This is a genomic window from Neorhizobium sp. LjRoot104 (assembly GCF_964253725.1).
GTDB lineage: Bacteria > Pseudomonadota > Alphaproteobacteria > Rhizobiales > Rhizobiaceae > Neorhizobium.
On the sequence record NZ_CAXURS020000001.1, the window covers coordinates 3,112,664 to 3,135,659 of the forward strand.

Below are 22,996 nucleotides of genomic sequence, written 5' to 3' on the forward strand. Positions count from 1 at the left end.
ATCAACCGAAATTGACGAGGTTCAGCCCAGGCAGCGGACCGCCGGGGAACTGCGCCAGCCTGGCCCCGACCGCAAGCGGCCCGAGATCAATGCCGAAGAACCCGAGCTTCTCGATCAGGGCGGCGACCTCTGTCTTTGCCGCCGTGTCGTCGCCCGAATAGAACTGCACCCGCTTGCCACCCTCGGAAGAAGGGTCGGCCTCGACCAGCTTCGCGAACAGATGATTGAACGCCTTCACCACCCGGGCGCCGGGCACGAGATCCGCGACGATCTCGCTGGAAAGACGGCCATTGAGTTCGGCCGGCTTGTAGAGCGGCGCTTCGATCGGATTGTTCGCATCGATGACGATCCGGCCGTTCCAATCGGGCAGGCCGGCAAGGGCGGCCGGCAACTTCGTCCACGGAACCGCAATCAGCACGATATCGGCGCTGGCGGCTTCCTCGATCGTGCCGGCTGAAATCCACGGCGACAGTTCGCTCGTCAGTTCTTCGAGCGAGGCCGGGCCCCGGCTGTTGGCGATGGTGGCGCGCACGCCGCTGCGGGCAAGCGCTCGGGCAAAAGCTGCGCCGATATTGCCGGCGCCGATAATTCCGATGGTCATCTGCGATACTCCTTGTGGTTTCGATGACAGGAATATCGTCTCTGGATTGGCGCTTGATTAGCCGGTAATAATGCCAATCATCTTCAAGCAATACTTGAGAATAAAGCCGTCCATGGAAAGTCTCGCCAATCTCGAATCCTTTATGCGCAGCGCCGAGCTTGGCAGCTTTTCGGCGGCGGCCAGGCGGCTGGCGCTGACGCCCGCGGCGGTCAGCCGCAATGTCGCGATGCTCGAGAAAAACCTCGGCACCCGCCTCTTCCAGCGCAGCACGCGAAGGCTGACGCTGACGGAAGCGGGCGAACGTTTTCTGTCGGAGATCCGCGATCACGTCGAGGCGCTGCAGGCCGCGATTGCCGCGGTCTCGTCGGAAAGCGCAGAACCGGCCGGCGTGCTGAAGGTCAGCATGAGCCCGCATTTCGGAACAGACTATATCCTTCCGCTGCTGCCGGAATTTATCGCTCGCTACCCGCTGATCCGCCCGGAATGGACGTTCGAGAACCGGCAGGTCGACCTGATCGCCGAAGGTTATGACGCGGCGATCGGCGGCGGCTTCGAACTCACCCCCGGTACGGTGGCCCGGGTGCTCGCCCCAGCGCATATCGTTTCGGTCGCCTCACCCGGCTACATGAAGGACAGACCCATCCCCGCCAACCCGGGGGAGCTTGCAAACCTGGACGGCATCCAGATGCGCTCTTCCAATACCGGCCGTATCCGCCAATGGGTGATGCGCAATGCGGGCGGCAACGAGATGCCTGCGGCGCTGACGGACAGGATCGTGCTGAACGACCCGGCGGCAATCGCCCGCGCCGCGGGCCTCGGCCTCGGCGTCGCGATGATCGCCATGCCCGATAGCCTGTCCTATTTCGAACGCGGCGAACTGATCCGGCTGCTGCCGGACTGGTATGCCGATATCGGGCCGATATCGATCTACTACGCCAATAAAACGCTGCTGCCGGCAAAGACCCGCGTCTTCATCGACTTCGTGGTCGAGCATTTTCGAAAAGAGCGTCTGGCCGAACGTTTTGCCGGCAGCTTGGGCGCGTCGAACTTGCCGAAGAGAAAATAGGCGCGCCCGGCCAAAGCCGGGTGCGCCGGACCGATCAGATCAGCTTTTCGAGTGTGATCGGCAAGTCACGGACCCGGTTGCCGGTGGCATGGAAGACCGCGTTGGCGATGGCCGGCGCGACACCGACAATGCCGACTTCACCGACCCCCTTGCCGCCGAGCGCCGAAGCACCGTAGTCGGGAATACCGACCGAGATCACCTGGATATCCGGCACGTCCGCATTGGTCGGCACCAGGTAGTCGCCCATGTTGTTGTTGACCGTCCGGCCGTTGCGCTGATCGACGAGACCCTCTTCGAGCAGCGCCTGGCCGATGCCCATGATGATGCCGCCCCGCCACTGGCTTTCGACCAGCCGCGGATTGTAGAGACGGCCGCAATCGAAGGCCGAGACGATGCGGGACACCCGGACGGTGCCAAAATCCTCGTCCACCCTGACCTCGGCGAAATGGGCGCACCAGCTGTGCATGGAATATTCGCCCATGGTCGGCCCCTGGACCCTTGCCATGCTCGTCCAGGCCTGATGCTGCTCCTGGACAGTGGCGCCATCCGGCAGCGTGTTCCTCAGGATCTCGATCTCGTCGCGACCGAGCGCCGCCATCAGTTCCGGCAGGGTAAGTGACGGGCCTTGATCGCGGGGCACCGCAACGCGGCCACCGCTGAAGGTCAGCGTATTGGCACCGGTATCGCGTAGCGGCGAGTTCTCGTCGCTGAGCGCCAGTCCGATCAGTTCGTCGCGGGCCGCGGTCGCCGCCTTGTGCACGGCACCGAGGATGGAACCCGCCAGCATCGAGCCACCGGCAATCGCCGAACCCGGCAGGCGGGAATCGCCGAGATGGACCTCGACCTGATCGACGGGAATGCCGAACACTTCGGCAGCCGTCTGGGCGAGGATCGTATAGGTCCCCTGCCCCATGTCGATCGCCCCGCTGACCACCTCGACACGGCCGTTGCCGAGGATGCGGATCATCGCTTCGCTCGGGGCCTGGATGACCGGGAACGTGCCGCAGCCGATGCCCCAGCCGATCAGTGTCTTGCCGTCGCGCATGGAGCGCGGCTCATGGCTGCGCTTCGACCAGCCGAAGGCTTCCGCCCCCTCGGTCAGCGCCTCGCGCAGCCGGCGGGTCGACCAGGGCTTTCCCGACTGGTAGTCGCGGTCGGCATAGTTCTTCAGCCGCAGTTCGAGCGGGTCCATGCCGAGCTTGTAGGCCAGTTCCTCCATGGCGCTTTCGATGCCGAAGGCGCTGGGGTTCTTGCCCGGCCCACGCAACGCGCCGGGTGTGACGGTGTTGACCGGCACGACCCGATGCTGCGACGAGAAGTTCTCGACCTTGTAGAGGATCGGCGTCGCCGAACCGGTCTGCTCCGGCCAGTCCATATAGGTGGACGTCTCGCTGGCGCCGCGATGAACGATCGCCTGCAGGATGCCATCTTCCGTCGCGCCGAGCTGAATCGTCTGGCGGGTCGCGGCGCGGCCGCCATAATTCGTGAAATTCTGCGGTCTTGTGAGCGCAAGCTTGACCGGCCGGCCGAGCTTTCTTGCCGCGAAAGCGGCCACCGCGCCATGGGCGAGAGCCGCCCCCTTCGAGCCGAACCCGCCGCCGATGAACGGCGAGATCAGACGGACATTTTCATAAGGGATGCCGAACCACTCGGAATAGCTGCGCGCCATGCCGTGAGACCACTGGCTGGGTTCCCAGACCGTGACCTGGTCGCCATCCCACTTCACGGTGAGACCATGCGGCTCCATGGCAACGTGATATTCGCGCGGTGTACGGTATTCGCCTTCGATCCTGACGGGTGCGGCTGCAAGTGCTGCCTCGGCATCACCCCACGCGGAGGTTAGGTTGTTCATGACCTTGCCTTCGCCGGCAGCCGGGTCGTCGAAGCTGGCCACATGCGTCGTCCGCTCATAGGTAATGCAGATCAGCTTTGCGGCCTCGACCGCCTGTTCGCGGCTTTCCGCGACGACGGCCGCGACCGACTGGCCGTTGTACTGCACCTGCTTCGGCAGCGGATAATACGGCTGGTTTTCCGGGCGATTGCCACCCCAGTCGGAGGCAACCAGGAGGCCCATATCGTCATCCGGCGTCAGCACCATCAGCACGCCCGGGGCGGCCAGCGCCTTTTCCTTGTCGACCTTGACGACGCGCCCCGCCGGAACCGTGCTCTGCACGAGAATGGCGTAGACAAGGCCTTCGACCGGATATTCCAGCGCATAGGTCGCGCCACCGGTGACCTTCAGATTGCCTTCGAAACGTGTTTGGCGACCGCCGACAGTCCCGTCGGAAGCGTCGCCGTGTTTGCGGGGTTCCATGATGGTCATGCGAGACCTCCAACTTTCAGGATGGCGCGGGCGACGACGCGCGGCGCAAGTTCGATCTTGTAGTGATTGGCGCCATGCGAAACGGCACCCTCCATGGCAAGCCGGCTCGCCGTTTCGACAGTTTCGGGGCTGAGCACCTTGCCGATCAGGGCCTGTTCGACCCCGCGCGCCCGCCACGGCTTGGTGGCGACGCCTCCGAGAGCGACGCGGATATCGCGCACCGTCTTGCCATCCGCTTCGAATTCCAGCCCGACCGCAGCGCTGGCCGCCGCAAATTCATAGGACTGCCGGTCGCGGACCTTCAGATAGGTCGAGTTTTTCGCCGCGGCAGAGGCAGGCACGGTGATCGCGGTGATCATCTCGCCGCGTTCCAGCACGGTTTCCCGCTCCGGCGTATTGCCGGGCAGGAGAAAAAAGTCGTCAACCGAGACCATCCGCGCGCCGAGTTCGACCACGGCGTCGAAGGCGACAAGGGCAATGGCGAGGTCACCGGGATAGCTGGCGATGCAGGTATCGCTGGTGCCGAGGACGGCATGATTGCGGGTGATGCCACCCATTGCCGAACAGCCCGAGCCGGGATTGCGCTTGTGACAGGCCGGAAACACGTCCGGCTCGCGGAAGTAAGAACAGCGCGTCCGCTGCAGCAGGTTGCCGCCGATCGTCGCCATGTTGCGAAGCTGGGCCGAGGCCGCCAGCGACAGCGATTCCGAAACCGCCGGGAAGGCGGCACGGATGCAGGCGTGGTCGGCGACCTGGCCCATCTTGGCCAGCGCGCCGATCGTCGCGCCCTTTTCATCAACCTCGATCTCGCCGAGACCGGAGAGATAGGTGATGTCGACGACGGTTTCCGGTTCCATCACACCGCATTTGGCGAGATCGAGCAGCGTCGTGCCGCCGGCAAGTAGCATGACGCCTGCCTGCGTCGCCGCCTCGCGAGCTTCGTCGGCCGAGGAAGCGCGGAGATAGAAAAAGTCTCTCATCACGCCATCTCCGCCGCTTCGCGCACCGCCGCGACGATGCTGTTATAGGCTCCGCACCGACAGATATTGCCGGACATGTATTCGCGGATTTCCTCATCGGACCCCGCATGCCCCTCGCGGATGCAGGCGACCGCCGACATGATCTGGCCCGGCGTGCAATAGCCGCACTGGAATGCGTCATGCTCGACGAAGGCGGCCTGGACGGGGTGCAGCTCGCCGTTCTCGGCGGCGATCCCCTCGATCGTGGTGATCTGCCGGCCTTCGACCTGGGCTGCGAGCGTCAGGCAGGAGAGCACGCGGCTGCCATCGACATGGCAGGTGCAGGCGCCGCACTGGCCCTGGTCGCAGCCCTTCTTGGTGCCAGTCAGCGCCAGATGTTCGCGCAGCGCATCGAGCAGGGTGACGCGCGGCTCGACATCGAGTTCGTGGCGCCTGCCGTTGATGTCGAGCGAAAGATGGATGGTTCGTGTCATGGATCAAGCTCCTGCCATTGTCACGATAATGAGAAGTCCAAAGTCTGGAACGGACTGGCCAACAGGCTGCGATGTCCTGGTTGATGCCTGGCGAGAGAAGCACCGGCACATTTCGGCATGACATCCGTTCCCCTCTGGACTAAGAAGTGGAAGGCAATCCGAATAATCGGAGGAGCCTCCGTTTAAACTAGCGGCTTACGGATTTTCGTCAAGCCCCCTTTGCTCTGGAGTAGCATTTTGGCCTCGGCCGAGCCGAAGACAGCATCGCCAGTACCGAACAGGCTTCGCGCCGATGCCCGCCGCAACCGCGAAAGGCTGATCGAAGTCGCGGCCGCAGCCTTTGCGGAAAAAGGCGTCGAGACCTCGCTCGAAGATATAGCGCGGCAGGCCGGCGTTGGCATCGGCACGCTTTACCGGCATTTCCCGACCCGCGAACATCTCGTCGAGGTCGTTTATCGTCGCGAGCTGGAAAGCCTCGCCGCCGCCGCGACCGAGCTTGCCCAGAAACATGCGCCCGATATCGCGATCGAGGAATGGATGCGGCGCTTCGTGGGTTATATCGCCACCAAGCGCGGCATGGCCAACAGCCTGCGCATCCTCATGACGTCGAACTCCTCGCTTTTTTCCGAGGGCTCGGGGCTGATCCGCGGCGCGCTGGAAAACCTTTTGAAGAGCGCCGGCGACAAGGGCTATATCCGCAGCGACATCGAAACGACCGATCTGCTGCACGCGCTGTCGAGCATCTATTCGATGCCGGAATCGCCCGAATGGCGGGAACGGTCGCACCGGCTGATCGGCCTGCTGATGGACGGCCTTCGGACCCGCAAATAGCGCCCAGGCATCGGATCTCTATCGGGACGGCCTGCCGCCCGGGCTAGATCTCGCAATGCCGCTTGAACGGAAAATCAAACAATCCTTGATTGACAGGTATCCTGCTACTCAGGCGATCCGTATGCAATATTATCCTTATAAAATAAACGGATAGCAGACGAGGAAATTGGGATTTTCGCCTCGAAATCCATCAAAAGTCATTCTACACTATCAAAATTCAATCTGTCGTTAAAGAGTTTGACCTTAGTCTCCGGCTACCGCGCGACCGCCATCCGGTGTAGCGCAAGGGCGGGTATGAGACCGGCCCTCTTCCCACACCGCCAGATATCAGATCTGCGCGTGAAAACGCGTCGCCTCATTCGAGGCTTCACCATTCCGGAGCCGAACCTCATGTCCCGTCTCTCCATTCGCAGTTCGCTGATCGCCGTCTTCGGCGCGATTGCGGCACTCGTCGCCGTTCTCGCCTGGGCGGCCATTTCCTCGCTTTCCAATGTCGCCGGAAATCTCACGACGATTTCGCAAAACTCGATGCCGAGCGTCCAGGCCTCGAAGAATATCGAGACGGCCATTCTCGGAATGACGGTCGCTTACATGGGTCATCTGACGACGACCTCGGACTTCGGCATGGACAATGCGGAAAAGCTGATCGCCCAGCAGTCCGATGCTCTCAAGGCCGCTCTCCAGATCTACAAGCCGCTGGTCTCCAGCGATCAGGAAAAGCAGATCATCGACCAGATCCAGACGGGCATCGACAAATACGTCCTTAACGGGCAGAAGATGCTGGACTTCTCCCGTAAGGCCTCGGACGCCCGCGCCCGCGTCGAAATGGAAAAGATGCGCATCACCATCCAGCCGGTCATGGAAGCCGTGACCAGGCTGGTCAAATCGAACACGGACGAGGCGGCCCTCGAAACCGCCAAGGCGGAAACGACCTATTCCACCGCGGTCACCACGATGGAACTTATCCTCGCCGTCGTCTTCCTGCTGATCGTTGGCGCCGCCGTCTACGTGCTGTCCGGTATCGCCCGCCCCATCCAGCGTATCACGGCGTCGATGAGCGGCCTTGCCGCAGGCGACACCGATACCGAAATTCCCTTTGCAGGGCGCCGGGACGAAGTCGGCGCGATGGCCGGAGCCGTGGAAGTCTTCCGCCAGGCCGCGATCTCCAACAGGCAGCTTCAGGAACAGGCGGACGAAGCGCGCGCCCAGGCCGAAGCCGACCGGACCCGTCTGCAGGAAGAGGCGGAAGCTTCGGCTCAGGCCCGCCTCCAGCAAGCGACCTCCGGCCTTGCAGCCGGCCTGCGCCGCCTTGCCTCCGGCGATCTCGCCTTCCAGCTCAACGAGCCCTTCGCTCCGGATTTCGAAGCCCTGCGCGAAGACCTGAACTCGGCCGTATCCGGCCTCGGTGCGGCGCTCTCGGAAGTCGCCGGATCGGCGCAATCGATCGACAGCGGTTCGCGCGAAGTCAGCCAGAGCGCCGACGACCTTTCCAAGCGCACCGAACAGCAGGCGGCCTCGCTCGAAGAGACCGCGGCCGCCCTCGACGAGATCACCGCCAACGTCTCGAACTCTTCCAAGCGCGCGGACGAGGCAAAGACGATCGCCCTGCAGGCAAACTCCAGCGCCGCCCAGTCGGGCGCGGTCGTCGCCAACGCCGTCGATGCGATGCAGCGCATCGAACAGTCGTCCAGCCAGATCTCCAACATCATCGGCGTGATCGACGAGATCGCCTTCCAGACCAACCTGCTCGCGCTGAATGCCGGCGTCGAGGCAGCCCGCGCCGGTGAGGCCGGCAAGGGTTTTGCGGTCGTTGCCCAGGAAGTCCGCGAACTCGCCCAGCGTTCGGCGAACGCCGCCAAGGAGATCAAGGATCTCATCCGAAAGTCCGGCGTCGAAGTTCAGAACGGTGTGAAGCTCGTCCGCGAGACCGGCGATGCGCTGAAGACGATCGAGAGCCACGTCGTCACCATCAACGAACATATCAATGCGATCGCCACCGCCGCCCGCGAACAGTCGGTCGGCCTGGCCGAAGTCAACTCGGCCGTCAACCAGATGGACCAGGTGACCCAGCAGAACGCCGCGATGGTCGAGGAAACCAACGCCGCCGGCGCCAACCTCGCCTCGGAGAGCACCAAGTTGCGTGACCTCCTCACCCGCTTCAAGCTCTCTGAAGGCGGCCAGCGGTCCGGCATGCAGCGGCCTGCCTATGGTTCCGCTCCGGCCCCGGTCGGCCGCAACGCGGCGCCGCAGGAATCCCCGGCTCGCCGCCTTGCGCAGCGCGTCAGCAAGTCCTTCGGTGGCGGCGCGGCTGCCGCAGCCGCCGAAACCCAGTGGACCGATTTCTGATCTGCGGACCAGAAGCGTTCTCTTCGAAACCCACTAACCGCCGCTTTTCGACGGCCCGGTTTCCGCCATCTGGCGCAGAAGCCGGGCCGTTTCGTCATTGGCCGGGAAGAAGGATTCGATCGCCAGTTCCGACAATGTTACATCGACCGGAGTTCCGAACACCGTCGTGGTCGAGATGAAGGACAAAAGCCCAGCCTCCGTCCGCAATTCCATCGGCACGGCGATGCCCGCATAGTCATGTTTCGGAACCGATTTCGAAGCCCCTTCCGGCATCGGATAGCCGGACAGCTCTTCCAGCAGTTCTTGAAGAACGCGATCGCCGGTCGCCGAGATCTGCTGGTGCAGCCGTTCGAGCAGGTGATTGCGCCATTCGACAAGATTGGCGGTGTGAGGTGCCAGGCCCCGCGGATGCAGGCTGAGCCGCAGGACATTGACCGACCCCTCGACCAGCGACCGGTCAGTGACGCCGGCGAGCAGCGGCGCCACCGCGGCATTGGCGGCGACCAGCGTCCAGTGCCGGTCGATCGCGAGTGCCGGAAACGGCTCGTGACCCTTCAGCACCATATCGATCGCCCGCCGCGCCGGCTGAAATGCCGGATCGTCGAGCTTGCGCTCGGCAAAGACCGGCGCGAAACCGGCGGCGAGCAGCATCGGATTGCGCTCGCGGAGCGGCACGTCAAGCCGCTCCACCAGATGCAGCAGCATGTCCCGGCTCGGGGCCGCCCGCCCGCTCTCGATGAAGCTCAGGTGGCGCTGCGAGATTTCGGCCTCCAGCGCCAGGTCGAGCTGGCTCATGCGCCGGCGGCGGCGCCATTCACGCAGGAAATCACCGAGGGGACGGGCGGACGAAAGCGTGGTCATGCGGCGGCCGGAACTTGATCGAGGAAACCATGGACCGACTTCAGGCGGCCGTTTTCCAGGATGGCGAAATCCGTGCCCTTGATCAGCGCTTCGCCACCTTCCGGGCCAAGGGCCCAGGAGAAGCGCAGGTTGTCGTCATAACCGTCGGCCGCGCCGATCAGCGTAAAGCGAAAGCCCGGAAACCGCGCCTGGACACCCTCGACCAGGCATCCGATCCGCTCATGGCCTTCTCCGCGCATCAACGGATCGACGTAAAGCCCATCTTCCGCCCAGGCCTCGGCGATCATCGCCTTGCGGCGGACAGCATCGGTCTCGTTCCAGATGGCGAGATAACGTTCGGCATTGGTGTTCGCATCGGTCATGTCTTTTCTCCTTGAGATCGCCCGGCTCGTTGCAGGCAGGGGGATCATGCGGGAGGGCATGCATCGTCTCAATTACGCGACAGGTAATAACTATCGCGCCGAAAGCGCAAGCCTTGCACCGAGCACCACAAAGGCACCGGCGAAGACGCGCCGCATCCAGGCGAGGATACTCGGCCGCGAGATCACGTGATCTCTCACAGAAGCGGCGAACAGCCCATAGAGGACGAAAACGCCAAAAGTCATCAGCATGAAGACGAGGCTGAGCTCGGTCATACGCAGAAGAGGCGCGGTCTCGTCCAGGCCGACGAACTGCGGCAGGAAGGCGAAAAAGAAAATCGACAGTTTCGGGTTGAGTAGATTGGCAAGGATGGCCGACACGATGACCTGCCAGGCGGATTTCGGCTTCCGCTCCGCCTCCACCGTAAGCGCCCCCTTTTCCTTCAGCACCTGCCACGCCATGAACAGCAGATAGGCGACACCGAGATATCTGATGATCTCGAAGGCCAATGTGCTTGTATGCAGCAGCGCCGCAAGGCCGGAGACCGCCGCGATCATATGCGGCAGGATGCCGAGCGTGCAGCCGAAAGCGGCAATCAGGCTCGCCTGCGCTCCGCGCGACAGACCGGCGGCAAGCGTGATCAGCACGCCGGTGCCCGGCGAAACAACGACGATGAGGGAGGTGATCAGGAATTCCAGGCTCATGGGTTATCCTTTCGAAAGATTTTCCCACAGCTACCGAAGACCCGATCGGCGATCTTGAACGAAATTGCAGGCCTGCGATTGCCTGGGCGGGCCGAGGCACCTATCGTCGCGCCAACTCGTTGCGGACCCGACCTCATGACCTCCTCTCCCGAAGACCTCGACATAGGCTATGACGTGCCGGCAGCCGTCGGCGACACCGTTGACGCCATCCAGACCCCGGCGCTGATCATCGACCTCGACGCCTTCGAACGGAATGTCGAGCGGATGAAGGTTTATGCCGAGACCATGGGTGTGCGCCTGCGCCCGCATGCCAAGACCCACAAGTCCGCCGATGTCGCGCTCTACCAAATGCAGAGTGGCGGCGCCGTCGGCATCTGCTGCCAGAAAGTGTCGGAGGCCGAAGCGCTGGTGCGCGGTGGCGTCACCGATGTGCTCGTCGCCAACGAAGTCGCCGATCCGAAAAAGATCACCCGGCTGGCAAGGCTCGCAAAGAGCGCGCATGTCACCGTCTGCGTCGACGATCCCGCGGTCGTCGCCTCACTTTCCGAAGCAGCCACCCGGCATGGCGTGACGCTCGACGTGCTGGTGGAGATCGATTGCGGCGCCCGCCGCTGCGGCGTGCTGCCCGGCGCGCCGGCGGTCGAACTGGCGAAGACGGTCGCCGCCTCACCGAACCTCGCCTTCGCCGGCATCCAGGCCTATCACGGCAGCGCCCAGCATATCTACGACCTGGCGGAGCGCCGTGCCGCGATCGAAAAGGCGGTCGGCATGGCGAGCGAGACGGCGGACCTGCTGCGCGATGCCGGACTGGAACCGAAGATCATCACCGGCGCGGGAACCGGCACCCACAATCTCGAAGGCGCATCCGGCCTTTATAACGAGATCCAGCCCGGCTCCTACATCTTCATGGATGCCGACTATGCCCGCGTCCGCGCGACGGAGGGAAACGGCACGGTCGGCGGCTTCGACCATGCGCTGTTCGTGCTGACCTCGATCATGAGCAAGCCCGCCTCCGGCCGCGCCATCTGCGATGCGGGCCTCAAGGCGCATTCGATCGACAGCGGCCTGCCCACGGTGTTCGAACGCCCCGACCTCAAGTTCATCAGCGCGTCCGACGAACACGGCAAAATCGAGGACCCAAGGGATACGCTGAAGCTCAACGACCGACTGCGCCTCGTGCCGGGCCATTGCGACCCGACCTGCAATCTCTACGACTGGTATGTCTGCGTGCGAAACGGCCGTGTCGAGGCGCTCTGGCCGGTCACCGCCCGCGGCAAACTATACTAGAAACGGTGGATGCGCAGGCCGAGCACCTTTTCCGAAATGATCACCACCGCCATCGTCAGCACGATCGAGCAGGTCGAGACGGCTGCCGCTTCCGGCGTGAAATTGGTGCGCAGGTAGTCAAAGAGCTGGATCGGCAGCGTCGACATGCCGACTCCCTTCAGCATGAAGGAAATGGTGAAGACGTCGAACGAGATGATGAAGGCGAACAGGCAGCCGCCGATGACGCCCGGCTTGATCAGCGGCAGCATGATCCGCCGGAAGCGGGTGAACCGCCCTGCCCCGAGGCTCTGCGCCGCAAGGCTCCAGGCCGGATCGTAGCTCTCCATCGAGGCCGAGACGTTGATGAACACGAAGGGCAGCGTGATCAGCACGTGGCCGACGATCATGCCGACGAGATTCTGCGTCCCGAGCCCGACCGAATAGACGAAGAACAGCAGCGAGATCGCCGTCAGCACTTCCGGCAGCAGCAGCGGCGCCAGCATGGCGACCCGCACGGTTTCCTTCAGCTTGCCGGCATGCGTCACATAGAACATCGCCGCCATCGTGCCGATGATCCCGGAGATCACCGTGGTCAGCGCCGCGATCCATAGCGATGTACGGATCGCCCGCATGAACACCTCGTTGTTGAAGAACACGAGGTACCAGCGGAACGACAGCCCCTGCGGCGGGAAGGTGAGGAAGGCGCCGGCATTGAAGGAGGCGATGACGACGACCGCGATCGGCGCCAGCAGGAAGGCGTAGATGATCAGGCAGTAGACTGTGAAGAACGGTTTCGACATGCGTCTCAAGCCTTCCATTTCATGACGGTCAGCCGCCCGAAGATCACGACGAAGATCGCGCCGGTCACCGACAGCATCAGCGCCAGCGCCGAACCGAACGGCCACTGGAACGTATCGATCAGCGCGTCCACCACCGTCACCGCCATGGTCTTGACCCGCAGGCCGCCGATCAGCGACGGCGTCACATAGGCGCTGAGCGACAGCACGAAGACGAGGATGCAGCCGGCCTGGATGCCCGGCAGCGACAAAGGCAGCGTGATGCGCCGGAAGGAGGTGACCTTCGACGCCCCGAGAGAACGCGCCGCCGCTTCCAGCGACGGATCGATGCCCTGAATGGCGCTCATGATCGGCAGGATCATGAAGGGCAGGAAGACATGCACCAGCGCGATGATGATGCCGAGCGCGTTGTACATCAGCGGCAGCGGCCCATCGATCAGGCCCCACCCCGCCAGCGTGCGGTTGATGATGCCGTTATTGCCGAGCAGGATCGTCCAGCCGTAACTGCGGATGACGATGCCGACGAGAAGCGGCGAGAGCACCAGCGCATAACCGACAGCGCGAAAGGCCGAGGCTCCGCGCGCCAGCTGCCAGGCGACCGGATAACCGAGGACCAGGCATATGAAGGTCGTCAGGAAGCCGATCCACAGCGTGTTGATGACCTGCTGGACATAGAAGAAATCCGAAAAGAACTTGCCGTAATTGCCGAAGGTGAAACCCGGCCCATAGGGCGTGCCCTGCCCCGGCATGCGGAAGCTCATGACGACGATATTGAGATAGGGCAGCACGAGAAAGACGCCGAGCAGGATCGCGGCGGGCGCGATCAGCAGCAGCGGTCCGAAACGTTTCTTGGCCGGGACGTTCATGCCGCACTTCCAAGCGGCCAGAAGCGGTCGGCGGGGGCATGCACGAGCACCTGTTCGCCATCCGCAAACCGGGTGCGCGGAAAGGTCTGGACGTTGACGACGGTTCCGCCTGCCAGTTCCAGCCGGTAATCGACGAGGCTGCCGGAATAATAGCTGGACAGAACCTTGGCCGGAGCGCCCGTAACGCCTGAGTTGATCGGCAGGAGCTCGACCGCTTCCGGGCGCAAAGCCAGCATCAGTTCGGCACCGTCAGCGAAGTCCCCGCTGACCGGCACATCGCCGAAGGCGGTCGAAACGACGCTGTTGCCGACCTTGCCGCGGATGATGTTCACCTGTCCGACGAATTCGGCGACCTCGAGATTGGCCGGCCGCTCATAGATATCGGACGGCGTACCGATCTGGGCGATACGGCCTCCGAACATCACCACCACCCGGTCGGACATGGTCATGGCCTCCGCCTGGTCGTGGGTAACGTAGACGGTGGTGATGCCGACCCGTCGCTGCAGGTCGCGGATGAAGACGCGCATCTCCTCGCGCAGCTTGGCATCCAGATTGGCGAGCGGCTCGTCGAGCAACAGTATCTTCGGCTCGATGACAAGAGCGCGGGCGAGCGCCACGCGCTGCTGCTGGCCGCCGGAAAGCTGGCGCGGATAACGCTCCGAAAACCCGGTGAGCTGCACCATATCCAGCACCTTGGCGATGCGGGTGCGGATCTCGTCCTTGGGCGTCTTGCGCATTTCCAGCCCGAAGGCGAGGTTCTTTTCCACCGTCATATGCGGGAAGAGCGCATAGTTCTGGAAGACCATGCCGATATCGCGTTTTTCGACCGGCATATGCACGACGTCGCGGCCGTCGAAGCGGATCGCCCCTTCGGTCGCATCCTCGAAACCGGCGATCATCTTCAGCGTCGTCGTCTTGCCGCAGCCGGATGGCCCGAGCAGCGAGATGAACTCGCCCTCCGCGATCCTGACCGAAATGCTGTTGACCGCAGGCCCCTGCCCGTAGTCCTTGGTCAGCTTTTCGATGCTAACCTCTGTCATGAAATTCCACTTTCCATTTGAAGAGCCGGACCCCGAAAAAGCCGATCATGGCCTGCCCTCATGGCAGGCCATGATCGCAGTTGGGGAAATCACTTGACGGTCTTCGCCCAGCGTTCGGCGAGCTCACCCTGCTTCTCGTTGACGAAGCCCCAGTCCCAGGTGAGGATCTTGTCCATGTCGGCACCGGAAACCGGCACATCGACCTTGAGTTCGGCCGGCACGACGACCTTGGAATTGGTCGGCGAGATGAAGAACTCCTTCATCATCATCCCCTGCACTTCCGGCGACAGCAGGAAGTTGGCGTACTGGTAGGCCAGTTCCTTTTCCGGGGCGTTGGTGAGGATGTTGATGGTCTGGTCGAACATGAACATTCCCTCTTCCGGGATGATACAGTCGACCGGCAGGCCCTGGCGGCGCAGGCGGGCGATTTCGCCGAAGTCGAACGGTGCGACGACGATTTCGCCGGAAGCGAGACCGGTCGACATGTTGAAGTCCACCTGGATCACCGAGCCGAGCTTCTGAAGTGCTGCAAAACCGGCATCGACGTCATACTGGTCCTTGCCGAATATCTTCGAAAACAGCAGCAGTTCCATCTTGCCGGCGCTGTTGGCGAAGTTGTAGAGGCCGATCTTGCCCTTGAACTCCGGATTGTTCCAAAGGTCCTTCCAGGACTTCGGCTTGGTCTTCACCAGATCGGTGCGGTAGCCGATGCCGATCGGCGAAACGGCGCCGATCGCGCCCCAGCCGTCGGTCTTCTTGGCGAGCGGATAGAGGTCGGCGTAGTTCGGCAGCTTGGTGAGGTCGAGCTTTTCGAAAAAGCCTTCCTTGCGTAGGCCGGATGCGAACACCTCGTTGGTCATCACGATCGAATAGGGCGGCTTGGCGGTGCCCGCCGCCCGCAGATTGGCGCCCCAGACGCGGCCGTTGCCGACGTCGAGCGTCACGGCCGCACCCGTCTGTTTGGTAAAGGCGGGAGCGACCGTCGAGCGCCAGTACTGTTCCCACACGCCGCCGAGCGTCGGCACGACCAGCGTTTTCTGTTGCGCCCGCGCCGGAAGGCCGAAAAGGCCGGCCGCAGCGAGTGCACTCATTCCGGCAAGCGTTTGCCGCCTTGTCAAATCCATCATGTCCAGTTCCCCTTGTTATGGTCTTTCGAGACCTTGCTGTGCCGGCGGTTCTCCGCTTCTGCGCACGAAATGGTTGGTATCAGCCTTTCGAAAAAGCCTGTTTCGTCTTCAGGTCGATATATTCGCCATAGGTGATCGGCTCGTATTTCGCGCCGCCCTTTACGAACGGAGCCAGGCATTCGATCACGGTATCCTTGGAAGGATTGAGGAAGAACGGGATCGACTGACGGCGCGCCGTGCCCTTGAAACCGCTCGGCGGATTGGCGACGCGGTGCGGTGTCGAGACCCATTCGTCATTCGTCCAGCGCATGAAGGCGTCGGCGATGTTGATCACATAGGCGCCCTCGATCGACGGCGCGTCGAGCCATTCGCCATCGCGGTTGCGCACCTGCAGCCCGCCGGCCGAAGCCTCCGAGCGCAGGATGGTCATGAAACCGTAGTCGGTATGGACGCCGGCGCGCATCTGCCCCGGCAGCGGCGATTCGTCCTGTTCCGGGTAGTTGATGACGCGCAGCGCCGAGAGATGGTCTTCGAAGGAGGGTTCGAAATAATCCTGATCGAGCCCGATCGCCTGGCAGAAGATGCGGCGCATGTGCTTGGCGAGGGTTTCCATTTCCCTGAAATAGTCGCGGAACGCCTGCTCCAGCCCATCCGGCCTGTTCGGCCACGCGTCGCCGGGCAGGTTCCGGCCGAAATTGAGGCTTTCCTTGTAGTCGCCGGGCGTCTTGATCCCGAGCGTCGCGGCAAGCGCCTCTTCGGCGATCGGCGAGAAGGCGACGCCGCCCTGAACGCCGGTGCCGCGCCCTTGCGTCTTCTTCCAGTCCTGCGGGTAATCGAAGAAGGCGCGGGCAAGATTGTAGAGCCGTGAGGTCACTTCCGGCGAAACGCCGTGGCCGGTGACGAGGAAGAAGCCGGTATCGCGGCAGGCAGTCTCGATGGTCCTCACGACAGCGGAGGCGCCTGCCTCGTTGCGGATGAAGGGGCCGACATCGATCACCGGGATGCCGGGGGCGGCACCATGGGATGACGCGGGATTGGCACTAGAAACGGACACGGCCTTCCTCCAATTCACATCTGACAAACAGATGTTGACAAAAACATCTGTTGTTGTCCATATCAAAATTAACGAAGTTGCAAACGTGGTTCTCGCCCCCAAGCTCGCCCCAAGGACGATCGACTGAACATGGATGACCTTGCGCCACAGGAAGCGGCCGTCCTCGCAATCATCAAGGACAACCCGTTCGCGGGCCAGCAGGAGATCGCCACCATGCTCGGGCTGGCGCGCTCGACGGTTGCCGCCCACATCGTCCAGTTGATGCAGAAGGGCTATATCCTCGGCCGCGGTTATGTGATGCCGGCCGAAACCCGCGCCGTCTGCATCGGCGGCGCCGTGCTCGACCGTAAATACCGCGCCAGGCAGGATCTGGTCTTCGAAACTTCAAACCCGGTCGATGGCGTCCGCAGCCTCGGAGGCGTCGCCCGCAACGTCGCCGAAAACCTGGCGCTTCTCGGCACCACGACCAGTTTCGTATCGATCGTCGGCGACGACGAAGGCGGACGGGCGGTGCTGAAGCACATGCGCGACCGCGGCATCGATGTCAGCCAGATCATCACCACCACCGAGCGCCCGACGGCCGAATATGCCGCCATCCTCGACACCAGGGGCGACCTCGTGCTCGGCATTGCCGACATGAGCATTTTCGACCTGCTGCTGCCGAGCCATATCGAGCGCATCTGGCCGCATCTCGCCGCCGCGAGCTGGGTCTTTTCCGACTGCAACCTGCCGGCCGAAACGCTGGCCGCCCTGATCGCCAAACGTCAAGGGGCCCGCTTCAGGCTGGCGATCGACGCGGTCTCGACCCCCAAGGCAGCCCGCCTGCCAAGGGATCTCACAGGTGTCGACCTGCTGTTCATGAACATCGACGAAGCCAATGCGGTCCTCGGACGCAAGGCGCATGAGACGATCGACGATGCCAGGGAAGCAGCCCTTGCCCTGCAGGCCGCCGGCGCCCGCGAGGCCGTCGTCACCATGGGTCCGCGCGGCATTGCGGTCGCCGGCACCGAAGGCGCCCGCACCTTTCCGGCCGTGCATGCCCGGCCGGTCGACATCACCGGCGCGGGCGACGCCATGATCGCCGGCACCTTGCACCGCATCCTCCACGGCGAAGATACCTATCATGCGGCCCGCACCGGCGCGCTGCTCGGTACGCTGACGACGGAAAGCACCGCGAGCGTCCATACGGAATTGTCCGAACGCTTCCTGGAAGCCAATATGCACCGACTGGCCGGCTGAACCTCAGTCGCCGAACATCGACCTAAGGAATACCGAAATGGCCCTCATCAAACCGAAGCTCAGCCGTGAAGTGGCCGAAACGATCGCCGCCGGCGGTCCGGTCGTGGCGCTCGAATCGACCATTATTACCCATGGCATGCCCTACCCGGCCAATCTCGAAACCGCGCTCGGCGTCGAGGCCGTGATCCGCGAAAACGGCGCCATCCCTGCCACCATCGCCGTCGTCAACGGCGAACTGCGCGTCGGCCTCGAACACAGCGAACTGGAAGCACTGGCACAGGCCAAAGGCGTCGTGAAAGCCTCCGGCCGCGACCTCGCCGTCGCCATGGTCCGCGGCCAGTCGGCCGGCACCACCGTTTCCGCCACCATGCTGATGGCCGATCTCGCCGGCATCGACATTTTCGCGACCGGCGGCGTCGGCGGCGTGCATCGCGGCGCCGAACAGACCTTCGACATCTCCGCCGACCTGACCGAACTCGGCCGCACGAAAACCGCCGTCGTCTGCGCCGGGGTGAAGTCGATCCTCGATATCGCCAAGACGCTGGAATATCTCGAAACCCAGCGCGTGCCTGTCATCGCCTACGGCACCGACGATTTCCCGGCCTTTTTCACCCGCAAGAGCGGCTTCAAGGCCGACCACCGGCTCGACACGCCGGAAGAGATCGCGAGAGCAATGTTCCTGCACCACCAGCTCGGCACCGGTACGGGCCTGATGATCGCCAACCCGATCCCGGAAGCGGCGGCTCTGACCCCGGATTTCATCGACGGCACCATAGCAGACGCCGTGCGCGAGGCCGATGAGCGCGGCATAGGCCGCAAGGAACTGACGCCCTTCCTGCTCGCCCGCATCAACGAACTGTCCCAGGGCGAGAGCCTGAAGGCCAATATCGAGCTGGTGAGGAACAATGCGCGGCTGGCCGCGAAGATGGCCGTCGCCTATGCGGCGCTGAAGAAGGCCGGCAAGTAATTTCAAGAACAAGGGGAACTGCCATGACCTACGAGACGATTCTTTACGAAAAGGACGCTACCGACAAGTTCGCGACGATCACCATCAATCGCCCCGACAAGATGAACGCGATGAACAAGCCGGTCATTCGCGAGATCGACGCCGCGGTCGCCGCAGCCGTGGCCGACCCAGACGTCAACGCCCTCGTGATTACCGGCGCGGGCCGCGCCTTCTCCTCCGGCTACGACCTGCAGGGCGACGACTTCGACGTCGATATCGACTTCTGGCGCGTCGACATGACCGAGAACGCCGAAGCGCTGCTCAATATCTGGCGCGCCCCGATCCCGGTCATCGCCTCGGTCAACGGTTATGCGCTTGCCGGCGCGCTCGAACTGATGATGTGCTGCGACCTCGCGATCGCCGCCGACAATGCCAAGTTCGGCGAACCGGAAGTGCGCCACAATTCCGGCCCTCCGGCGCTGATGATGCCCTGGCTGCTCGCCACCCGCGACGTGCGCTGGCTGATGTTCACCGGCGACATGGTGGATGCAGAAGAGGCGCTGCGCATGCACCTGATCAACAAGGTCGTGCCCGCCGACCAGCTCAAGGAAAAGACCGAGAACCTCGCCCGCAAGCTGGCCCGCATGCCGGTGCCGGCGCTGAAATACACCAAGGCCTCGATCAACAACCAGCAGATGGTCGCCGGCCTGATGCCGTCCTTCCAGTACAATATCGAGGCGATCGCCGCCCTCCACGTGACCAAGCAAGGCCGCGAATGGATGGCGAACCTCGCGAAAATGTCGCTGAAGGAATATCTCGCCTTCCGTGACGACCCCTTCAAGGGCCTCGACTGAGGCCTTGGCCATGGCGGGCAGGACGCCGGAAGCGATGCGGGCGCTGATGACACCGCGATCCGTCGCGGTCGTCGGCGCCACCGAGCGCGCCGACGCCTCGTCGAGCTACGTGATGAAGAACCTGATGCGCTTCGGTTATCAGGGAAAAATCATCCCGGTACACCCCAAGGCGGGGACGATCTTCGGGCTTCCCGCCTCGCCCTCCCTCTCCGCACTTGATGTGCCTCCCGATGTGGCCGTGATCGGCATCGCCGCCGACAAGGCGATCGCCGCCCTCGAAGAGGCCGGCAGCACCGGCGTCAAGGCGGCGGTCGTGCTGGCCTCCGGTTTTGCCGAACTGGACGAAACCGGCCGCGAGCGGCAGCGGCAACTGGTCGAGATCGCCGAGCGTTACGGCATGGCGATCTGCGGGCCGAACTGCCTCGGTCTCTTCAACATCGGCTCGGGCGCCGCACTTTATTCCTCCAGCCTCTCAGCCAATCTGGAAAAAGGCCGCTTCGCGATCCTTTCCCATTCCGGCGCCAGCGCGATTGCGCTCGGCAATACGGGAAGATTCGGCCTCAGCCATATCGTCTCCTCCGGCAACAGCGCCGCGACCGACATTCCCGATTATCTCGATTTCCTCGCCACGGATGACGACACCAGCGCCGTCGGCATTGTCGTCGAAGCGATTCGCGAACCGCAAAGGCTGGCGGCGGCCATGGAGCGGATGCACGCTGTGGGCAAGCCGGTGATCGCGCTGCGCGCCGGCCGCTCGCAACGCGGTGCCCAGGCGACCGCCGCCCATACGGGCTCGCTCGCCGGCAGCAACGACGCCTACCGGGCCTTCTTCCGCCGGGTCGGCATCATCGAAGTGCCTGATATGGACGGGTTCATGGAGACGGCGACGCTCTGCCTGAACCTCAAGGAGCGGCCCACCAAACCCGGCGTCGCAATCATCGGAGTCTCCGGTGGCGGTGTGGCACATGTCTCGGACATCGCCGACGAGGTTGGCCTCTCGCTGCCCGAGCTGCGGCCCGAAACGGCCGCGCGGGTAAGAGCGCTGCTGCCGCCCTTCGCCACACCACAGAATCCGCTCGACACGACAGGCGTCGTCTTTGCCAACGGCGACATCTATCGCGATGCCCTGCACGCACTCGCCGACGATCCATCGATCGGCCTGATCGTGGCGACGCAGGATGCCCCCACCGGCCTCGACGACTTCTGCGCCTCCGAATATCTCGGCATCGCCGAAGCGGTTTCCGACTATGCGGAAACAGGCAAGGCGCCGGTCGTGTTCATGAGCAACCTTTCTTCCGGCCATCATCCGGAAGTCGAGGCGAAGCTTTCGAACGTGGCGGTGCTGCGCGGCACGAAAAGCGCGCTGACGGCCGTTCATGGCGTGATCGCACAGGACAGGCTCGTCTCCTGGCCGGGCATAGCGACCACAGCCGGAAAGAGCCTCCCTGTAAGTTCACTGACGGAACGCGAGGCCAAACAATTGCTCTCCGTGGAAGGTTTGCCTGTCCCACTCGAACATCTGGTCACGACCGCCAACGCAGCCGCGGAAGCTGCTCAGAAACTCGGCTTCCCGGTCGTCTTGAAGATCGAGTCGCCGGATATCCTGCACAAGACCGAGGCCGGCGGCGTGAAACTCGGCATCGCTTCGGAAACGGAAGCCCGCGCCGCCTTCGACGCCATCATGTCGAACGCCCGCGCCTATGCCCCGACCGCCGACCTGCGCGGCGTCTCGGTACAGGAAATGATCACGGGCGGTGTCGAGGCGCTGGTCGGTCTCATCCGCCACGAGCCCTTCGGCTTCGGCCTCGTCGTCGGCATCGGCGGCGTGCTGGTGGAACTGGTGAAGGACAGCGCCTTCGACCTCCTGCCGATCGACCTCGCCCGCGCCGACGCGATGATCGGGGAAACGAAACTGGCGTCACTGCTGGAAGGCTATCGCGGTGCGTCGAAGGCGGATCGCAGGGCACTCGCCGAACTTCTGGTCAAAATATCGGACTTTGCGGCCCGTTATGGTGACGATATCGAGGCGATCGACCTGAACCCGGTCGCAGTCCTGCCGGAGGGCAAGGGCGTGCGCATTCTCGATGCGCTGATCATTCCGCGATAGTGGTGGTTCGGGTGCTTTTGGAACCGAGCATCCGCCCCACACTCCCTCATTCCTGTGCTTGTCACAGGAATCCAGCAGCGTCGCGTCTGCGGCGCTAAAGAGTCTTTTCACGCGAAGGACTTCGCGTGGCTAGATTCCTGTGACAAGCACAGGAATGAGGGTGGGCCATTACACCAGCCGCAACTTCATCGGCATTTCCGTCCGCTGGATCGCAAGTCGAGACAGCCTCTCCGTCAGCAGCGCATAGAACCCGTCCGCATCCACATCGCGCATGAACATCGCGTTCTTCGGCCGGCCCGACACGCCCCACCAGTCGGCGACGGTCATACCCTTGGTGAGCTCGGACTCCGTCTCGATCTCGACGTTGCACAGCCGGCCGGAATAAAGTTCCGGCTTCAGCAGATAGGCGATCACGTTCGGATCGTGCAGCGGCCCGCCATCGCTGCCGTATTTGGCGACGTCAAAACGCTCGAAATAGTCGAGCCAGCCGACCACGGCATCGGATAGCGGGGTGCCGATCGCCGCGACGCGGGCGCGGGTCGTCAGCGTCTTGTGGGTGACGTCGAGCGGCATCATCACGATCGGCACGCCCGAGCCGAACACCACGGCGGCGGCCGGCGGATCGACATAGATGTTGAATTCCGCGGCCGGCGTGATGTTGCCGCCCTCGAAAAGCCCGCCCCCCATCAGCACCACGCGCCGGATGCGGCCGGCAATTTCCGGCACCCTGGTGAGCGCCTTGCCGAGATTGGTCAGCGGTCCGAGCGTACAGACGGTGACGCTGCCCGCCGGCTCGCTCTCAATGGTCTCGATGATGAAATCGATGCCATGTTTGTCCTGCAGCGGCATGGTCGGTTCGGGCAGGTCCGCGCCATCGAGCCCGGTCGCGCCGTGCACATGTTCGGCCGTGACCAGCGGCCCGCTCATCGGCCGGTCGCAACCGGCAAACACCTTGATCTCGGGACGACCCGCAAGCTCGCAGATCTTACGGATGTTCTTGGTCGTCAGCGACAACGGCACGTTGCCGGCAGCGGCGACGATCCCCAGCACCTCGATTTCCGGGCTTGCGAGCGCCAGCAGGATTGCCAGCGCGTCGTCCTGACCGGGGTCGGTATCGATGATGATCTTCTCTGCCATGCGGAAAACTCTCAGGAA

At 63.4% G+C, this 22,996-nt stretch carries 21 protein-coding genes; 8 read left to right on the forward strand and 13 right to left on the reverse strand.

Going from position 1 to position 22,996, the window contains the following annotated elements; all coding sequences use genetic code 11:
• Window position 1: 1 nt before the first annotated feature.
• The gene (locus ACSQ8R_RS15785) at window positions 2-631 is read right to left on the reverse strand and encodes an NADPH-dependent F420 reductase (protein WP_436255491.1); all 630 of its coding nucleotides are present in this window, start codon (window positions 629-631) and stop codon (window positions 2-4) included.
• Window positions 632-713: 82 nt separating this feature from the next.
• On the opposite strand from ACSQ8R_RS15785, the gene ACSQ8R_RS15790 reads away from it, so the two are divergent.
• Window positions 714-1,667 (forward strand): LysR substrate-binding domain-containing protein, encoded by a 954-nt coding sequence (locus ACSQ8R_RS15790; protein ID WP_436254251.1) that lies wholly within the window; start codon window positions 714-716, stop codon window positions 1,665-1,667.
• Between the two features lie 34 nt (window positions 1,668-1,701).
• Here the strand turns inward: ACSQ8R_RS15790 and ACSQ8R_RS15795 are convergent, their stop codons facing one another.
• The 3 genes from ACSQ8R_RS15795 to ACSQ8R_RS15805 are packed head-to-tail and all read right to left on the reverse strand — an operon-like array spanning window position 1,702 to window position 5,443.
• Complete coding sequence (locus tag ACSQ8R_RS15795) at window positions 1,702-3,990, reverse strand: xanthine dehydrogenase family protein molybdopterin-binding subunit (RefSeq protein WP_436254252.1); 2,289 nt, start codon at window positions 3,988-3,990, stop codon at window positions 1,702-1,704.
• A complete protein-coding gene (locus tag ACSQ8R_RS15800; RefSeq protein WP_436254253.1) occupies window positions 3,987-4,970 on the reverse strand; it encodes an FAD binding domain-containing protein in 984 nt (327 codons plus the stop codon). The genes ACSQ8R_RS15795 and ACSQ8R_RS15800 overlap by 4 nt, the downstream gene beginning before the upstream one ends.
• The gene (locus tag ACSQ8R_RS15805; RefSeq protein WP_436254254.1) at window positions 4,970-5,443 is read right to left on the reverse strand and encodes a (2Fe-2S)-binding protein; all 474 of its coding nucleotides are present in this window, start codon (window positions 5,441-5,443) and stop codon (window positions 4,970-4,972) included. Before ACSQ8R_RS15805 ends, ACSQ8R_RS15800 begins: the two co-directional genes overlap by 1 nt.
• Before the next feature lie 237 nt (window positions 5,444-5,680).
• On the opposite strand from ACSQ8R_RS15805, the gene ACSQ8R_RS15810 reads away from it, so the two are divergent.
• Window positions 5,681-6,274: a TetR/AcrR family transcriptional regulator gene (locus ACSQ8R_RS15810; protein ID WP_436254255.1), complete on the forward strand. Its 594-nt coding sequence runs from the start codon at window positions 5,681-5,683 to the stop codon at window positions 6,272-6,274.
• A gap of 390 nt (window positions 6,275-6,664) precedes the next feature.
• A complete protein-coding gene (locus ACSQ8R_RS15815; RefSeq protein WP_436255492.1) occupies window positions 6,665-8,620 on the forward strand; it encodes a methyl-accepting chemotaxis protein in 1,956 nt (651 codons plus the stop codon).
• Window positions 8,621-8,653: 33 nt separating this feature from the next.
• Here the strand turns inward: ACSQ8R_RS15815 and ACSQ8R_RS15820 are convergent, their stop codons facing one another.
• The 3 genes from ACSQ8R_RS15820 to ACSQ8R_RS15830 form a co-directional block, all read right to left on the reverse strand.
• Window positions 8,654-9,481, reverse strand: coding sequence for a helix-turn-helix domain-containing protein (locus ACSQ8R_RS15820; RefSeq protein WP_436254256.1), 828 nt, complete (start codon window positions 9,479-9,481; stop codon window positions 8,654-8,656).
• Complete coding sequence (locus tag ACSQ8R_RS15825; protein ID WP_436254257.1) at window positions 9,478-9,843, reverse strand: nuclear transport factor 2 family protein; 366 nt, start codon at window positions 9,841-9,843, stop codon at window positions 9,478-9,480. The genes ACSQ8R_RS15820 and ACSQ8R_RS15825 overlap by 4 nt, the downstream gene beginning before the upstream one ends.
• A gap of 90 nt (window positions 9,844-9,933) precedes the next feature.
• Window positions 9,934-10,545, reverse strand: coding sequence for a LysE family translocator (locus tag ACSQ8R_RS15830; RefSeq protein ID WP_436254258.1), 612 nt, complete (start codon window positions 10,543-10,545; stop codon window positions 9,934-9,936).
• A 135-nt stretch (window positions 10,546-10,680) separates the two neighbouring features.
• Here ACSQ8R_RS15830 and ACSQ8R_RS15835 point away from each other — a divergent pair, with 135 nt between their 5' ends.
• Window positions 10,681-11,832, forward strand: coding sequence for a DSD1 family PLP-dependent enzyme (locus ACSQ8R_RS15835; protein WP_436254259.1), 1,152 nt, complete (start codon window positions 10,681-10,683; stop codon window positions 11,830-11,832).
• Here the strand turns inward: ACSQ8R_RS15835 and ACSQ8R_RS15840 are convergent.
• The 5 genes from ACSQ8R_RS15840 to ACSQ8R_RS15860 form a co-directional block, all read right to left on the reverse strand.
• Window positions 11,829-12,629: an ABC transporter permease gene (locus ACSQ8R_RS15840; RefSeq protein ID WP_436254260.1), complete on the reverse strand. Its 801-nt coding sequence runs from the start codon at window positions 12,627-12,629 to the stop codon at window positions 11,829-11,831. The two genes, ACSQ8R_RS15835 and ACSQ8R_RS15840, sit on opposite strands and share 4 nt — an antisense overlap.
• The gene (locus tag ACSQ8R_RS15845) at window positions 12,617-13,474 is read right to left on the reverse strand and encodes an ABC transporter permease (protein ID WP_436254261.1); all 858 of its coding nucleotides are present in this window, start codon (window positions 13,472-13,474) and stop codon (window positions 12,617-12,619) included. The genes ACSQ8R_RS15840 and ACSQ8R_RS15845 overlap by 13 nt, the downstream gene beginning before the upstream one ends.
• A complete protein-coding gene (locus ACSQ8R_RS15850) occupies window positions 13,471-14,514 on the reverse strand; it encodes an ABC transporter ATP-binding protein (protein ID WP_436254262.1) in 1,044 nt (347 codons plus the stop codon). Before ACSQ8R_RS15850 ends, ACSQ8R_RS15845 begins: the two co-directional genes overlap by 4 nt.
• Before the next feature lie 89 nt (window positions 14,515-14,603).
• Window positions 14,604-15,641 carry an ABC transporter substrate-binding protein gene (locus ACSQ8R_RS15855; protein WP_436254263.1) on the reverse strand — a complete coding sequence of 346 codons (1,038 nt, stop codon included), beginning with the start codon at window positions 15,639-15,641 and terminating at the stop codon, window positions 14,604-14,606.
• A 79-nt stretch (window positions 15,642-15,720) separates the two neighbouring features.
• A complete protein-coding gene (locus tag ACSQ8R_RS15860) occupies window positions 15,721-16,695 on the reverse strand; it encodes an isopenicillin N synthase family dioxygenase (protein ID WP_436254264.1) in 975 nt (324 codons plus the stop codon).
• Between the two features lie 129 nt (window positions 16,696-16,824).
• On the opposite strand from ACSQ8R_RS15860, the gene ACSQ8R_RS15865 reads away from it, so the two are divergent.
• From ACSQ8R_RS15865 to ACSQ8R_RS15880, 4 genes are read left to right on the forward strand one after another with little or no spacing between them, the layout of a single operon-like run.
• Window positions 16,825-17,934: a carbohydrate kinase gene (locus ACSQ8R_RS15865; protein WP_436254265.1), complete on the forward strand. Its 1,110-nt coding sequence runs from the start codon at window positions 16,825-16,827 to the stop codon at window positions 17,932-17,934.
• A 37-nt stretch (window positions 17,935-17,971) separates the two neighbouring features.
• Window positions 17,972-18,901 carry a pseudouridine-5'-phosphate glycosidase gene (locus ACSQ8R_RS15870; protein ID WP_436254266.1) on the forward strand — a complete coding sequence of 310 codons (930 nt, stop codon included), beginning with the start codon at window positions 17,972-17,974 and terminating at the stop codon, window positions 18,899-18,901.
• Between the two features lie 23 nt (window positions 18,902-18,924).
• Window positions 18,925-19,734 carry an enoyl-CoA hydratase/isomerase family protein gene (locus ACSQ8R_RS15875; RefSeq protein ID WP_436254267.1) on the forward strand — a complete coding sequence of 270 codons (810 nt, stop codon included), beginning with the start codon at window positions 18,925-18,927 and terminating at the stop codon, window positions 19,732-19,734.
• A gap of 10 nt (window positions 19,735-19,744) precedes the next feature.
• On the forward strand, window positions 19,745-21,841 hold the full coding sequence (locus ACSQ8R_RS15880) for an acetate--CoA ligase family protein (protein ID WP_436254268.1): 2,097 nt from the start codon (window positions 19,745-19,747) through the stop codon (window positions 21,839-21,841).
• A gap of 168 nt (window positions 21,842-22,009) precedes the next feature.
• Here the strand turns inward: ACSQ8R_RS15880 and ACSQ8R_RS15885 are convergent, their stop codons facing one another.
• A complete protein-coding gene (locus ACSQ8R_RS15885) occupies window positions 22,010-22,978 on the reverse strand; it encodes a nucleoside hydrolase (protein WP_436254269.1) in 969 nt (322 codons plus the stop codon).
• Between the last annotated feature and the right edge of the window lie 18 nt (window positions 22,979-22,996).

Coding starts and splice junctions, on each gene's coding strand:
- ACSQ8R_RS15790 (WP_436254251.1), top strand. CDS start 714: ATGGAAAGTCTCGCCAATCTCGAATCCTTTATGCGCAGCGCCGAGCTT.
- ACSQ8R_RS15795 (WP_436254252.1), bottom strand. CDS start 3,990: ATGACCATCATGGAACCCCGCAAACACGGCGACGCTTCCGACGGGACT.
- ACSQ8R_RS15800 (WP_436254253.1), bottom strand. CDS start 4,970: ATGAGAGACTTTTTCTATCTCCGCGCTTCCTCGGCCGACGAAGCTCGC.
- ACSQ8R_RS15805 (WP_436254254.1), bottom strand. CDS start 5,443: ATGACACGAACCATCCATCTTTCGCTCGACATCAACGGCAGGCGCCAC.
- ACSQ8R_RS15815 (WP_436255492.1), top strand. CDS start 6,665: ATGTCCCGTCTCTCCATTCGCAGTTCGCTGATCGCCGTCTTCGGCGCG.
- ACSQ8R_RS15820 (WP_436254256.1), bottom strand. CDS start 9,481: ATGACCACGCTTTCGTCCGCCCGTCCCCTCGGTGATTTCCTGCGTGAA.
- ACSQ8R_RS15825 (WP_436254257.1), bottom strand. CDS start 9,843: ATGACCGATGCGAACACCAATGCCGAACGTTATCTCGCCATCTGGAAC.
- ACSQ8R_RS15830 (WP_436254258.1), bottom strand. CDS start 10,545: ATGAGCCTGGAATTCCTGATCACCTCCCTCATCGTCGTTGTTTCGCCG.
- ACSQ8R_RS15835 (WP_436254259.1), top strand. CDS start 10,681: ATGACCTCCTCTCCCGAAGACCTCGACATAGGCTATGACGTGCCGGCA.
- ACSQ8R_RS15840 (WP_436254260.1), bottom strand. CDS start 12,629: ATGGAAGGCTTGAGACGCATGTCGAAACCGTTCTTCACAGTCTACTGC.
- ACSQ8R_RS15845 (WP_436254261.1), bottom strand. CDS start 13,474: ATGAACGTCCCGGCCAAGAAACGTTTCGGACCGCTGCTGCTGATCGCG.
- ACSQ8R_RS15850 (WP_436254262.1), bottom strand. CDS start 14,514: ATGACAGAGGTTAGCATCGAAAAGCTGACCAAGGACTACGGGCAGGGG.
- ACSQ8R_RS15855 (WP_436254263.1), bottom strand. CDS start 15,641: ATGATGGATTTGACAAGGCGGCAAACGCTTGCCGGAATGAGTGCACTC.
- ACSQ8R_RS15865 (WP_436254265.1), top strand. CDS start 16,825: ATGGATGACCTTGCGCCACAGGAAGCGGCCGTCCTCGCAATCATCAAG.
- ACSQ8R_RS15870 (WP_436254266.1), top strand. CDS start 17,972: ATGGCCCTCATCAAACCGAAGCTCAGCCGTGAAGTGGCCGAAACGATC.
- ACSQ8R_RS15875 (WP_436254267.1), top strand. CDS start 18,925: ATGACCTACGAGACGATTCTTTACGAAAAGGACGCTACCGACAAGTTC.
- ACSQ8R_RS15880 (WP_436254268.1), top strand. CDS start 19,745: ATGGCGGGCAGGACGCCGGAAGCGATGCGGGCGCTGATGACACCGCGA.
- ACSQ8R_RS15885 (WP_436254269.1), bottom strand. CDS start 22,978: ATGGCAGAGAAGATCATCATCGATACCGACCCCGGTCAGGACGACGCG.